We start from the raw sequence: 12,422 nt of genomic DNA, 5'->3' as shown, positions 1-12,422 counted from the left end.
GGATCCACGATGAGCAGCCTCCTCCGCGCCCCCGCTCAGCGCCCCGTCCCGGACGCCCCCGTCTGGCACGCGGCGCCGCCGCCGCTGCAGCTGCGTCGCGTCCACCACCGGACGCGCGCGACCACGGCCGGCATCGACGGCGTCGACCTGGTCCTCGGCCCGGCCGAGCTGATCGCCCTCCAGGGACCGCCCGGCGCCGGCAAGACCACGCTGCTGCGGATCGCGGCCGGGCTCCAGCGGCCGGACGCCGGCCGCGTGCTGGTCGCCGGCGAGGACCTGAACGCCGTCGGGCCGGGCCGGCGCGAGCGGCTCCGGCGCCACCACCTGGCGCTGGTCCCGTCGCGGCCGGACTGCCGCTCGCTGCTCGGCCCGCTGCAGCGGCTGGAGGCGGAGATCGCCCGCGCGCTGGCGCTCGGCCCGACCGTCCTGCTGATCGACGAGCCGGTCGGGGGCTTCGATCCCGAGACCGGTCCGGCGGTGCTCGAGCGGCTGGCCCGGCTGCGCGACGACGAGGGCCTGACCTCGGTCGTGGCGACCGCCGACGGCGCGCTGGCCGCCCGTGCCCCGCGCCGGATCCGCCTGCGCGAGGGACGCGTGGTCGCGGGCGACGTGTGACGGCGCGCGAACGCCGGTGGCTCCCACGTGCGCACGCGCGGGTGCGACGATCGCCGCATGCCCGATCCGCGCACCGCTCCCCAGCTCGGCGTCTTCCTGACCCCGGACGCCGAGCGGCTCCCGGCGGTCCGGGAGCTGGCCCGCGCCGCCGACGTCGCCGGCGTCGACCTGATCGGGATCCAGGACCATCCCTACCAGCGGCGGTTCGTCGACAGCTGGGCGCTGATGGCGACGATCCTCGCGGAGACCGAGCGAATCACCGTCTTCCCCGACGTCGCGAACCTGCCGCTGCGCCAGCCGGCGGTGCTGGCGAAGACGGCGGCGACCCTCGACCTGCTCTCCGGCGGGCGCTTCGAGCTGGGGCTCGGCGCCGGCGGCTTCTGGGACGCGATCGAGGCGATGGGCGGGCCGCGGCGGACGCCCGGCGAGTCGGTCGACGCGCTGATCGAGGCGATCGAGGTGATCCGCCTGATGTGGTCCGGCGACCGCGGGCTGCGCCGCGACGGCGAGCACTACCGGCTGGCCGGCGTCCACGGCGGACCGCGACCGGCCCATCCGATCGGGATCTGGCTCGGCGCCTACGGACCGCGGATGCTGCGGGTCACCGGTCACCGCGCCGACGGCTGGATCCCGTCGCTCGGCTTCGCCGACCGCGACACCCTGCGCGCCGGCCACCGCCGGATCGACGAGGCGGCCCGCGACGCCGGTCGCGACCCGGCGACGATCCGGCGGCTGCTGAACGTCTCCGGCGTGGTGCTGCCCGCCGGCGAGCCGTCGCGCGAGCTGCAGGGCAAGGGCTTCTCCAGCGGCGCCTTCGCCGGCGATCCCGCGGCCTGGGCCGATCGGGTGGCCGACCTGGCGCAGGACGGCTTCGACGGGATCGTGCTCGCGTTCGCCGAGGAGACGGTCGACCAGGTCCGCCGCTGGGGCGAGGAGGTCGGCCCGCTGGTCCGCGAGCGGCTCGGGTAGCCGGCGGCGGTTCTTCACCGTCTCTTACCCGACCCGGAGCCCGGGCACCGGATTGCCCCCTACGCTTGGTCGATGGCACAGGTCCTGGTCGTCGACGACGAACCCACGCTGGTGACCGCGCTCGAGCGGGCGCTGCGGCTGGACGGCCACGAGGTCGGCGTCGCCACCGACGGCGAGCGGGCCCTCGACCAGCTGGCCAGCTCGCAGCCGGACCTGGTCGTCCTCGACGTGATGATGCCGCGGATCGACGGGCTCGAGGTCTGCCGGCGCCTGCGCGCGACCGGCGATCGCACCCCGGTGCTGATGCTGACCGCCCGCGACGGGATCGACGACCGCGTCGACGGTCTCGACGCCGGCGCCGACGACTACCTGCCCAAGCCGTTCGCCCTGCGCGAGCTGCGCGCCCGGGTCCGCGCGCTGCTGCGCCGGGTCGAGACCACCGACGGCGACGGCGAGGACGAGACGATGGCGTTCGCCGACCTGCGCCTGGACCCGGTCACCCGCGACGTCCGCCGCGGCGACCGCCGGATCGAGCTGACGCGGACCGAGTTCGCGCTGCTGGAGCTGTTCCTGCGCCACCCGCGCGTGGTCCTGACCCGCTCGCAGCTGTTCGAGCACGTCTGGGGCTACGACCTCGGGGCGACCTCGAACGCGCTCGGCGTCTACGTCGGCTACCTGCGCCGCAAGACCGAGGAGGGCGGCGAGCCGCGGCTGCTGCACACGGTCCGCGGCGTCGGCTACGCCCTGCGCGAGACCTGAGGGCCGGATGGGGCTGCGCAGACGGCTGGCGCTGATCGTCGCCCTGATCGCGGCCGTCGTGATCACCTGCGGCGGCCTGACCGCCTGGGGCGTCACCCGCTCGGTCCTGCGCGGCAACGTCGACGACGCGCTCCGCGCCCAGGCCCGCTCGTTCCAGGAGGGGCCGCGCGGCTTCCGCGACCGGCTGCGGCAGCTCGACCGGGCCCAGGTCTCGCCCTACGACTCCCCGTACGGCGCCGGCCCGGACCCGGCGGCCGGGCAGGATCCCGGCGGATACCCCGGCGGCGTCCCCGCCCCGCCCGCGCGGCTCGGCGGCCCGGCCGAGTACGCGCAGGCGATCGTGGCCGACGGCAAGCGCGTGATCCGCGGCGACGTCTCGCTTCCGGTCTCCGACGAGGACCGGGCGGTGATCGGCAGCGGCGGGATGGTCGGCCCGCGCGACGTGACGGTCGGCGACGCCCACCTGCGGATGATGACCGTCGGCCTGCCCGGGATCCCGGCAGCCGTCCAGTTCGCGCGACCGCTGAACGGCACCGACGACGCGCTGCGGACGCTGGCGCTGGTGCTGCTCGCGGTCGGCCTGGTGACGGTCGGGACGGCGGCCGTGCTCGGTCGCGGCGTCGCCCGGCGGATCCTGCGGCCGGTCTCGGACCTGGCCGGCGCCGCCGCCCACGTCGAGGCGACCGAGGACCTCGGCCGGCGGCTGCCGGTCCGGTCCGACGACGAGGTCGGCGAGCTGACCCGCCGCTTCAACGGGATGCTCGCCCGCCTGCAGGGCTCGCGACGGGCGCTCGACCGCAGCATCGAGGACCAGCGCAACCTGGTCGCCGACGCCTCGCACGAGCTGCGGACCCCGGTCACCAGCCTGCGGACCAACGCCGAGGTGCTGCTCGAGGACGACGGCTCGATCGGCGAGACGGAGCGGCGCAGCATCCTCACCGACGTCCGCGACCAGGCCGAGGACCTGGGCCTGCTCGTGTCCGACCTGATCGAGCTGGCCCGCGGCGACGCTCCCGCCCGCGAGGCCGACGAGCCGGTCGCGCTCGACGACCTGGTCCGCGAGATGGTCACCCGCGCCCGCCGCGACCACCGCGGCGTGAGCTTCGCGGTCGAAGCCGAGGCGCTGGTCGTCTGCGGCCGCCCGGACCGGCTCGGCCGGGCGCTCTCCAACCTGCTGGACAACGCGGCCCGCTACGCCGCCGGCGACGGCGGCGCGGTCGAGGTGCGGGTCGTGCCCGGGCCCGAGGACAGCGCCGAGGTCCACGTCGTCGACCACGGCGCCGGCGTCCCCGAGCAGGACCGCGAGCGGATCTTCGACCGCTTCCGGCGCGGCGACAGCGCCCGCGAGCGCCCCGGCAGCGGCCTCGGCCTGGCGATCGTCCGCCAGGTCGCCGCGACCCACGACGGCCGCGTCTGGGTCCAGGAGACGCCGGGCGGCGGGGCGACCTTCGTGCTGCGGATCCCGCGCCAGCCGGACGACGACGCGGCGGCGGAGCCGACCGTCCCATCCGGCGAGTCGGCGACCGAGCCGCCCGACGCGGCCGGCTAGGCCAGGGTCCCGCTGCCCAGCACGACGTCGCCGTCGAGCAGCATCGCGGTCTGCCCGGGCGCCGCGCGCAGCAGCGGCTCCGCCAGGACGACCGTTCCGCGCCCGAGCTCGCCGGGCTCGGGGGCCTCGACCAGGCGCGCCGAGCGGGGCTGCTGGCGGTAGCGCAGCTTGACCCCGTCGACCCGCCACGGCTCGCGGTGCAGGACCAGGTCGCGCAGGACCACCCGATCGCTCAGCAGCCGCTCGCGACGGCCGATCGTGACGACGTTGCTGGCCACGTCGGTGTCGACGACGTAGCGCGGCTCGCCGGCGGCCACGCCGAGGCCGCGGCGCTGGCCGAGCGTGTACAGGTGGGCGCCGCGGTGCTCGCCGACGGTCTCCCCCGTCTCGGCGTCGCGCACCGGCCCCGGCCGGTCGCCCAGGTCGCCGTGGCGGGCCAGGAACCGCGAGTGCCCGGTGCCCGCCAGGAAGCAGAGGTCCTGGCTGTCGGGGGCGTGGGCCACGGGCAGGTCGGCCTGCTCGGCGATCTCCCGCACCTGCGGCTTGCGCAAGCCGCCGAGCGGGAACCGCAGCCGCGCGATCGACGCCGGCCGCAAGCCGCTGAGCATGTACGCCTGATCCTTGCCCGGGTCGACGGCCAGCCGCAGCAGGCCGTCGTCGGTGGTGCGCGCGTAGTGGCCGGTGGTGAGCGTCGCGCAGCCGATCCGGTCGGCCAGGTCGAGCAGCGCGTCCAGCCGCACGTCGCCGTTGCAGCGGACGCAGGGGTTCGGCGTCAGGCCCTCGCGGTGGTCGGCGATCCATGGCTCGACGACGCCGGCCCGGAAGGCGTCGCGCAGGTCCAGCGTCAGGTGCGGCATCCCCATCCGGTGCGCCAGGTCCCGCGCCCGCCGGACGGCGCTGTGCGAGCAGCACGAGGACTCGGCGTCGTTCTCGGGGTCGCGCCACAGCTCGAGCGTGACCGCGACCGCGTCGGGACCGGCCTTCAGCGCCGCGACCGCGCTGTCGACGCCGCCGCTCATGGCGACCAGCGTGCCGCGCGCCGCTCCGCCGCCGGGCGCCCCGTCGCGGGCGACCGCCGTCCCGAGCGCGCGGTGCAACGCATCGGCGACCAGCTCCGCCGCATGGCGCTTGCCGGGGTGCAATCCGCCGACGCCGTCGGCCAGCCGCTCGACCGAGATCGACGCCGCCTCGCGGACGCTCGCGCCGTCCAGCAGCTCGCAGGCGACCGAGCCGCAGACCGTCAGCGCGCCGCAGCCCTCGGCGACGAAGCCGGCGCCGCCGATCCGGTCGCCGTCGACGGCGACCACCAGCCGCACCAGATCGCCGCAGGCGGCCCCGCCGGCCACGCCGTCGTGGCCGCCGCGCGGCAGATCCCCGCGTCCGACGGGGGTTCGCAGGTGCTCCTCGTAGCGCCAGTCGGCCACCTACGGAGGGTACCCACCCGGCGTGCCCGCCCCGCAGGAACCGGATCACCGGGGTCGCCTGGCGATCGTCGTCGCCGGAACGACGATCCCCGAGCGACCCGGGCGGCCCTGCCACCGCCGGCCGCCGTGGGAGCATCGCCGGGTGGCGCTGTTCTCGTTCGAGGGGGTGACCGTCCAGGGCGAGGACCGTCCGCGCCTGGACGCGATCGACCTGGAGCTGCCCGAGGGCGGCGTGACCGCGATCGTCGGGCCATCGGGCTCCGGCAAGTCGACGCTGCTGCGCTGCGCGAACCGCCTGCAGGCTCCGGACGACGGGATCGTCCGCTACCGCGGCCGCGACCTGGCGCAGATCGACGTCCTCGCCCACCGGCGCGAGGTCGGGATGGTCTTCCAGCGGCCCGTCGCGTTCCCGGGCACCGTCGCCGAGAACCTGCGGGTCGCCGACCCCGACCTCGACGACGCGGCCGCGGGCGCGCTGCTGGAGCGCGTCGCCCTCGACGCGGCGCTGCTGGGCCGCCAGGCGTCCGAGCTGTCCGGCGGCGAGGCGCAGCGGATGGGCCTGGCGCGATCGCTGGCGACGAGCCCGCGGGTGGTCCTCGCCGACGAGCCGACCGCGTCGCTGGACGAGGACGCGGCCCACCAGCTCGAGCAGCTGCTGCGGCGCCTGGCCGACGACGGCGTCGACGTGCTGCTGGTCAGCCACTCCCCCGAGCAGGTCCAGCGGCTGGCCGACCGGGTCGTCGCGCTGCGCGAGGGCCGGCTGGAGCACGGTCCGCAGCCGGTCGCCGCCGCCGAGGCCCGGCCGTGAACGGCCACGTCGGCTGGGGCGGGCTGGCGATCGCCGTCGTGGTGGTGCTGGTCGCGGCCGGGCTCTCGCGAGCCTGGAGGCTGGGGCTCGAGCGCGATCTCGTCGTCGCGATCGTCCGCTCGCTGGCCCAGATGCTGCTGGTCGCGGTGGCGCTCGGCCTGGTCGTCGCCGACGGCGTCTCGATCTGGTGGAGCTGGCTGTGGGTGGTCGCGATGGTCGGGTTCGCCTCCATCACGATGCGGAGGCGGGCGCCCGCGCTCCCCGGGCTGCTCCGGATCGCGCTGATCGCGACCGGCACGACCGCCGCGGTCGGGATCGCGATCACGTTCGGGATCGGCATCTTCCCCGTCCAGCCGCGGACGCTGGTCCCCGTCGCCGGGATGCTCGTCGGCAACAGCATGAGCGCGGGCGTGGTCGCCTGCCGGCGCCTGAGCCACGCGATCGGCGAGCGGCGGGACGAGATCGAGGCACGGCTGGCGCTCGGCCAGCCCTGGCCGCATGCGGCCCGGCCGATGCTCCGCGAGATCCTGCGGACGGCGATCTCGCCCCAGATCGAGTCGACGAAGGCGCTCGGGATCGTCTTCCTGCCGGGCGCGATGACCGGCCTGATCCTGGCCGGCGTCGACCCGCTCGACGCGGTCCTCGTCCAGCTGGCGCTGATGTACGTGATCCTCGGCGGCGTCGTGACGATGACGACGGTGACGACCGTCGCGGCCGCCCGCCGGCTGTTCACGCGCGACCACCGGCTGCTGCCGGTGCCGCGGCAGGCGGACTGACCGCGGGGGGGCGGCGTCCGGAGCGGGCCGTCGGGTTTCGGTCCCCCAGCGACCGCAACGTCACACAACGCGCTCTGGACGATTTCAGTGCACGTCCGTACACTGACGTCGTCGCTCCGGCCGCGGACCGGCCCGACTGCCCCCTTCGCCCATGCGCTCGACCGAGATCCAGGCCTCCAGCGCCGTCGCCGCCACCGCCTTCGGCGGCGCCGTCGGCCACGTGCAGACCGTCCACCGTGCGATCGCCGGCCGTGCGATCGGCCGGCGCGCACCGGCGGTCCGCCAGATCCACGACACGATCGCCGACGGGGTCTACGCCACCGTCGGCCTGGTCGGCGGGCTGGCGGTCCGCGGTCTCGGCGCGGCGCTGGCGGCCTCCCGCGCCGGCGACGCCCCGTCGATCGCCGACACGCCCAAGGGCGACGTGGTCCTGGGTGCCCTCAACGGCGCCTTCGGCGAGCGCTTCGCGGACGACGCCTCGCCGCTGGCGCTGGGGATGACGATCCGCCACCGGGGCGACGACCTGCCCCCGACGCCGGAGGCGCTGGCGCGTGCCTACCCGCTGCCCAGCGGCCGGGTCGCGGTGCTCCTCCACGGGCTCTGCTGCACCGACCTGACCTGGCGGATCCCGGTCCGCCGCGGCGACGCCCCGGCCGAGCCCGACGACGCGCTGACCTACGGCGAGCTGCTCAAGCGCGACCTGGGGATCGACGCCGTCACGCTGCGCTACAACAGCGGCCGTCGGGTTCCGGCCAACGGCGCCGAGCTGGCCAACCTGCTGGAGCAGCTGGTCGCGGCCTGGCCCGGTGGCGTCCGCGAGCTGACCCTGATCGGCCACTCGATGGGCGGCCTGATCGCCCGCAGCGCCGGCGCCGAGGGGCTGGCCGCCGGCCACGGCTGGCTGCGGCCGCTACGCCACGTCGTGATGCTCGGCAGCCCGCAGCTGGGGTCGAACCTGGAGCGGGCGGCGGCGACCGGCGCCTGGGCCGCGGGGCTGCTGCCGGAGACTCGGCCGATCGCCGACCTGCTCGGCCTGCGCAGCGACGGCGTCCTCGACATGCGCGACGGCGCGCTGCTGCACGCCGACGTCCCGCTGGCGATCGACCGCTGGCCCTGGGGCGAGCGCGGCAGCGTGGTGCCGCTGCTGCCGGGCGTCCGCCACCACACCGTCGCCGCGACCGTCGCCCGCAACCCCGACAGCTGGCTGGCGCGGACGGTCCTCGGCGACCTGCTGGTGACGCCCGCCAGCGCCTCGTCGCGGGCCAAGGGCGAGCGACGCCTGCGGTTCCCGGCCGAGGACGTCGTCGTCCTCGGCGGGATGCACCACATGCAGCTGCTGCACGACCCGCGGGTCTACGCGCACCTGCGGCGCTGGCTGTCCCCCGCGCCGGCGCTGCCCGCCGCCGGTGCCACCGGCGACGGGGCGATCGACGGCGAGGCCGTCGAGCTGCACCCCGTGTGACGTTCCGGTCGCGTCAGGACCTCGACGTCACACCACGCCGCGGCCAGCCACGCTCCGCCGGCCGAGGCGTTCACGTTCCGGTCCCTCAGCGACCGGAACGTCGCGACGGCACTCCCGCCCGATCAGTCGGCAGCGCCGGCCACCGGCGCGCCGGTCGCGGCGCCGTCCGGCGTGCGACGGGCGTCGATCCGGTACATCGCCGGATCGAAGCGGGCCAGCCGGCGGCGCATCAGGAACGTGAAGGTCGGCCACAGGGTCGTGTTGCGGCCGGTCGCGTCCAGGTACCACGACTTGCAGCCGCCGGCGGTCCAGACCGTGCCCTCCATCTCTCGGTCCATCTCGTCGGCGAACGCGTCCTGGACCTCCTTGCGCAGGTCGACGGCGCCGGCGCCCGTGCGGTCGAGGGTGCGCAGCGCGTCGAGCACGTACGGGACCTGCGACTCGATCGTGTAGATGATCGAGGTGTGGCCCTGGCCGGTGTTCGGGCCGACCATCAGGAACAGGTTCGGGAAGCCGCTGACGGTCGTGCCCATGAAGGTCGCCATCCCCTGCTCGGCCCAGGCGTCGGCCAGCTTCCTGCCGTCGCGCCCGAAGACCAGCTCGGCAACCGGCTGGTCGGTGACGTGGAAGCCGGTCCCGAAGATGATCGCGTCGACCTCGCGCTCGCTGCCGTCGTCGGCCACGATCGAGTTGGGGCGGATCTCGCTGACCCCGTGGGTGACGACCTCGACGTTCGGCTTGCCGAGCGCCGGCAGGTAGTCGTTGGAGATCAGGATCCGCTTGCAGCCGACGTCGAAGCTCGGCTTGATCTTCGCCCGCAGCGTCGCGTCCGGGACCTGCCGGCGCATGTGGCTCTCGGCGACCGCACGCAGGATCCGCTTGGTCGGGCGCGCGTACTTGTACGGGAAGAGCATCATCTCCCGGCCCGCGTAGATCGCGCCCCGCATCGCCCGCTGGAGCACCGGGAAGCGACGGAAGAGGAACCGCTCGACCGGGGTCACGGGCCGCGACGGGCGCGGCAGGACCCACGCCGGGGTCCGCTGGAAGACCGTCATCTGGCCGACCAGCGGCTGGATCCGCGGGACGAACTGGATCGCCGAGGCCCCGGTGCCGACCACCGCGACGCGCTTGCCGCGCAGGTCGTAGTCGTGGTTCCAGCGGGCCGAGTGGAACTGCTCGCCCTCGAACGACTCCAGGCCCGGCAGCTCCGGGATCAGCGGCTCGCAGAGCGGGCCCGTGCCCGAGACGAGGACCTGGGCGGAGACGGTCCCCCGCTCGGTGGTCACGATCCAGCGCTGCGCGTCCTCGTCCCAGCGGGCCTCCTGGACGGCGGCGTTGGTCCGCACGTACGGGTTGACGCCGAACGTCGCGGCGACATCGCGCTGGTACTGCCAGATCTCGCCCTGCGGGCTGAAGGTGTTCGACCAGTTCGGGTTCGGCGCGAACGAGAACGAGTAGAGGTGCGACGGCACGTCGCAGGCGCAGCCCGGGTAGGCGTTGTCGCGCCAGGTGCCGCCGATGTCGCCCGCGCGCTCGAGGATCACGAAGTCGCGCTCGCCCTCCTGCAGCAGCCGGATGCCGACGGCCAGGCCGCTGAAGCCGCTGCCGACGATCGCGACACGGACGCGCTCCGGAACGGGATCGCCGTAGGACGCGGGAACGGCGTGAGAGGCGGTGGCGACGGTCATCGGTGCGATCCTTGGACGTTGGCAGCAGGACTACGGAGCGGTAGCCTACGGAACAGTAGGTGATTCACGCAGACCCCGCACGGCGCGCGACGTTTCACCGCCGGTTGCGAGAGCATGATGGTTCACGCATGGCTTCGCTCGAGAACAGCGCCCCGTCCTCCCCTGGGTCCGGCTCCGCCGCGAGCGCCACCGGCGACGTCGGCGGCTACCGCCGCGGCCGCGTGCCGCGCGCCGTCCGCGAGCGGCAGGTCCTGGCGCTGGCTCGCGAGCTGTTCGCCGAGCGCGGCTACCAGCAGGCGTCGATGGACGAGCTGGCCAGCCGCGCCGGCGTCTCCAAGCCGGTGGTCTACGACCTCGTCGGCAGCAAGGAGGCGCTCTACCTGCGCTGCGTCGAGCTGGCCGGCGAGGAGCTGGCCCAGGTCGTCACCAAGGGCGTGCTCTCGCAGGAGGACCCCGACGCCCGCCTGCGCGCCGGCGCGATCGCCTTCCTCGAGTGGGTCGCCGAGGAGGGCGGCGGCTGGGACCTGCTGCTGACCGCCGGCCCCGAGCCGGGCGCCGAGCCGCTGATCCAGGTCCGCGCCCAGCAGAGCGCGCTGCTGACGATGCTGACCGGCGAGACCCTGACCCAGATGGGCGTCGAGCTCGACCAGTGGCGCGTCGAGGCGATCGCCCACTCGGTCAACACCGCCTTCGAGGGCCTCGCCATCTGGTGGCGCGCGAACCAGCAGATCCCGGTCACCGAGCTGGTCGACTGGATGGCCGAGATCTTCTTCCCGGGCATCAAGGCGATCGCCGATTCACCGCACGCCAGGCCGCTGCCGCCGACGTCCTAGGCGTCGAAGGCGAACAGCTCGGGCAGGCGCATCCCGAGCTTGAGGTCGCCGAGCACGCGCAGCTTGCCGCGCATCGCCAGCCGCCGCGGGCCGGTCGCGCCGGTGAGGATCCCGCGCAGGTCGATCGGACGGACCTTGAGGGTCAGGTCCGGGTCGCGGGTCGGCTCGTCGGCGAGCACGCAGGTGCCACCGCCGATCACCAGCTCCAGGTGGTCGTAGCCGCCGCCCGGCTTGTCCCACAGCTTCACGTGGATCACCGCGTCGAGGTCGCCGGCGCGATCGCTGCGGAAGGTCCCGGCCATGTGGCGGGCGAGGGCGTCGACGACGGCCTCGTGGCTGGCGGGGTCGTCGATCAGGGCCGCGAACTCGCGCTCGTCGGCCTGCTCCAGGCTCGCATAGACGGCGGCCGGCTCCAGGCTCGCGATCTCGGTCGGGTCGGGACTGGCCATCGCTGCGTCGCTCCTGCTGGGGGTCTGACGCGCGCCGGATCGCCCGGCGCGCGCTGCGCAGCCTCGCAGACCGCGGGGACGCGCCCCTAGCCGGTCGGCGCCGAGGTCGCCAGCCGCCGCATCGCGACGCCGGTCAGGGTCTCACGGACGATCCGCTCGGCGACCAGCGCCGTGACGTCGCGCGAGCCGATCCGCTCGGGCAGCACCTCGACGACGTCCATCCCGACCAGCTCGACCTCGGCGGCGACCGTGCGGCAGGCCCACAGCAGGTCGGCCGAGGTCATGCCGCCCGGCTCCGGCGTTCCGGTCCCCGGGGCGAACGCCGGGTCCAGGACGTCGACATCGACCGACAGGAAGACGGGCCGCGAGCCGTCCGGTCCGGCCGCTGCGGCGACCGCATCGGCGACGACCGCCTTGATCCCGCGGTCGCGGACGTCGTGCATGAAGAGCGACGTGATCCCCCGCTCCCGCTGCCAGCCGAACTCCTGCTCGCCCGGCCAGTAGCCGCGCAGGCCGATCTGGACGTAGCGCGTCGGGTCGACGTGGCCGGACTCGACGAGCCGGTACATCGGCGTGCCGTGGGAGCGCTCGACCCCGAAGACGGTGCGGCCGGTGTCGGTGTGGGTGTCGAAGTGGATCAGGCCGACCGGGCCGTGCTTGGCGGCGCAGGCGCGCACGTCCGGCTCGGCGATCGAGTGGTCGCCGCCGAGCACGATCGGGATCGCCCCGGCCGCCAGCACCTGGCCGACCGTCGCCTCGATCGCGGCGTGGGATCGCTCCGGATCCGCCGGCAGCACCGGCGCGTCGCCGAAGTCGATCACCTCGAGGATCTCGAACGCGTCGACGCCGGCCTCCAGGTGCGGTCCGGGCGGGCAGCTCGCCGCGCGGATCGCCCGGGGCCCGAACCGCGCCCCCGGGCGGTCGGAGACCAGGTCGTCCATCGGCGCGCCGACGATCGCCGCGTCGACCCCGTGGAGGTCGGCGGGATCCTCGCTGTAGGGCAGCCCGGAGAAGCTCAGCAGGCCGGCGTAGTCAGGCTTCTCCCCGTGCGCGGCCCAGCGCGAGAGCGGATCGATCATCGGTGCTGTGC

12 protein-coding genes are annotated in these 12,422 nt (G+C 75.3%); 8 read left to right on the top strand and 4 right to left on the bottom strand.

The features are described from left to right. Window positions 1-9: 9 nt before the first annotated feature. The 4 genes from PAI11_RS22115 to PAI11_RS22100 all read left to right on the top strand — a co-directional run bounded on the left by PAI11_RS22115 (window position 10) and on the right by PAI11_RS22100 (window position 3,892). Entirely contained in the window at window positions 10-615 is a 606-nt protein-coding gene (locus tag PAI11_RS22115; RefSeq protein ID WP_007578886.1) for an ATP-binding cassette domain-containing protein, read from the top strand. A gap of 57 nt (window positions 616-672) precedes the next feature. Beyond that, window positions 673-1,584: an LLM class flavin-dependent oxidoreductase gene (locus PAI11_RS22110; protein ID WP_007578884.1), complete on the top strand. Its 912-nt coding sequence runs from the start codon at window positions 673-675 to the stop codon at window positions 1,582-1,584. Window positions 1,585-1,656: 72 nt separating this feature from the next. After that, window positions 1,657-2,343, top strand: coding sequence for a response regulator transcription factor (locus tag PAI11_RS22105; RefSeq protein ID WP_007578882.1), 687 nt, complete (start codon window positions 1,657-1,659; stop codon window positions 2,341-2,343). A 7-nt stretch (window positions 2,344-2,350) separates the two neighbouring features. After that, complete coding sequence (locus PAI11_RS22100; protein WP_007578880.1) at window positions 2,351-3,892, top strand: sensor histidine kinase; 1,542 nt, start codon at window positions 2,351-2,353, stop codon at window positions 3,890-3,892. Here PAI11_RS22100 and mnmA read toward each other — a convergent pair. Then, window positions 3,889-5,316, bottom strand: coding sequence for a tRNA 2-thiouridine(34) synthase MnmA (gene mnmA / locus PAI11_RS22095; RefSeq protein ID WP_007578878.1), 1,428 nt, complete (start codon window positions 5,314-5,316; stop codon window positions 3,889-3,891). The genes PAI11_RS22100 and mnmA overlap by 4 nt on opposite strands. A 22-nt stretch (window positions 5,317-5,338) precedes the next feature. Between mnmA and PAI11_RS22090 the strand changes: the two genes are divergently transcribed. From PAI11_RS22090 to PAI11_RS22080, 3 genes are all read left to right on the top strand, one after another. Continuing rightward, window positions 5,339-6,124, top strand: a complete 786-nt coding sequence (locus tag PAI11_RS22090) for an ABC transporter ATP-binding protein (RefSeq protein ID WP_211656646.1) — start codon at window positions 5,339-5,341, stop codon at window positions 6,122-6,124. Next, window positions 6,121-6,900 (top strand): ABC transporter permease, encoded by a 780-nt coding sequence (locus PAI11_RS22085; protein ID WP_007578875.1) that lies wholly within the window; start codon window positions 6,121-6,123, stop codon window positions 6,898-6,900. The genes PAI11_RS22090 and PAI11_RS22085 overlap by 4 nt, the downstream gene beginning before the upstream one ends. Window positions 6,901-7,051: 151 nt before the next feature. Then, window positions 7,052-8,362 (top strand): lipase family protein, encoded by a 1,311-nt coding sequence (locus PAI11_RS22080; protein ID WP_007578873.1) that lies wholly within the window; start codon window positions 7,052-7,054, stop codon window positions 8,360-8,362. Between the two features lie 122 nt (window positions 8,363-8,484). On the opposite strand, the gene PAI11_RS22075 is transcribed toward PAI11_RS22080, so the two are convergent. Further along, window positions 8,485-10,050, bottom strand: a complete 1,566-nt coding sequence (locus PAI11_RS22075; protein WP_007578871.1) for a flavin-containing monooxygenase — start codon at window positions 10,048-10,050, stop codon at window positions 8,485-8,487. A 128-nt stretch (window positions 10,051-10,178) separates the two neighbouring features. Here PAI11_RS22075 and PAI11_RS25050 point away from each other — a divergent pair, with 128 nt between their 5' ends. Next, window positions 10,179-10,883, top strand: a complete 705-nt coding sequence (locus PAI11_RS25050) for a TetR/AcrR family transcriptional regulator (protein WP_007578869.1) — start codon at window positions 10,179-10,181, stop codon at window positions 10,881-10,883. Here the strand turns inward: PAI11_RS25050 and PAI11_RS25045 are convergent. Continuing rightward, the gene (locus PAI11_RS25045) at window positions 10,880-11,332 is read right to left on the bottom strand and encodes an SCP2 sterol-binding domain-containing protein (protein ID WP_007578867.1); all 453 of its coding nucleotides are present in this window, start codon (window positions 11,330-11,332) and stop codon (window positions 10,880-10,882) included. The two genes, PAI11_RS25050 and PAI11_RS25045, sit on opposite strands and share 4 nt — an antisense overlap. 86 nt (window positions 11,333-11,418) lie before the next feature. After that, window positions 11,419-12,411: an agmatinase gene (gene speB, locus PAI11_RS22060; protein ID WP_007578865.1), complete on the bottom strand. Its 993-nt coding sequence runs from the start codon at window positions 12,409-12,411 to the stop codon at window positions 11,419-11,421. Window positions 12,412-12,422 lie beyond the last annotated feature (11 nt).

Source organism: Patulibacter medicamentivorans (genome assembly GCF_000240225.1).
Taxonomy (GTDB): Bacteria; Actinomycetota; Thermoleophilia; order Solirubrobacterales; family Solirubrobacteraceae; genus Patulibacter; species Patulibacter medicamentivorans.
The sequence above is the reverse complement of the archived record's forward strand: the minus strand, read 5'-3'. Positions and strand labels throughout refer to the sequence as shown.

Coding starts and splice junctions, on each gene's coding strand:
- PAI11_RS22115 (WP_007578886.1), top strand. CDS start 10: ATGAGCAGCCTCCTCCGCGCCCCCGCTCAGCGCCCCGTCCCGGACGCC.
- PAI11_RS22110 (WP_007578884.1), top strand. CDS start 673: ATGCCCGATCCGCGCACCGCTCCCCAGCTCGGCGTCTTCCTGACCCCG.
- PAI11_RS22105 (WP_007578882.1), top strand. CDS start 1,657: ATGGCACAGGTCCTGGTCGTCGACGACGAACCCACGCTGGTGACCGCG.
- PAI11_RS22100 (WP_007578880.1), top strand. CDS start 2,351: ATGGGGCTGCGCAGACGGCTGGCGCTGATCGTCGCCCTGATCGCGGCC.
- PAI11_RS22080 (WP_007578873.1), top strand. CDS start 7,052: ATGCGCTCGACCGAGATCCAGGCCTCCAGCGCCGTCGCCGCCACCGCC.
- PAI11_RS22075 (WP_007578871.1), bottom strand. CDS start 10,050: ATGACCGTCGCCACCGCCTCTCACGCCGTTCCCGCGTCCTACGGCGAT.
- PAI11_RS25050 (WP_007578869.1), top strand. CDS start 10,179: ATGGCTTCGCTCGAGAACAGCGCCCCGTCCTCCCCTGGGTCCGGCTCC.
- PAI11_RS25045 (WP_007578867.1), bottom strand. CDS start 11,332: ATGGCCAGTCCCGACCCGACCGAGATCGCGAGCCTGGAGCCGGCCGCC.
- speB (WP_007578865.1), bottom strand. CDS start 12,411: ATGATCGATCCGCTCTCGCGCTGGGCCGCGCACGGGGAGAAGCCTGAC.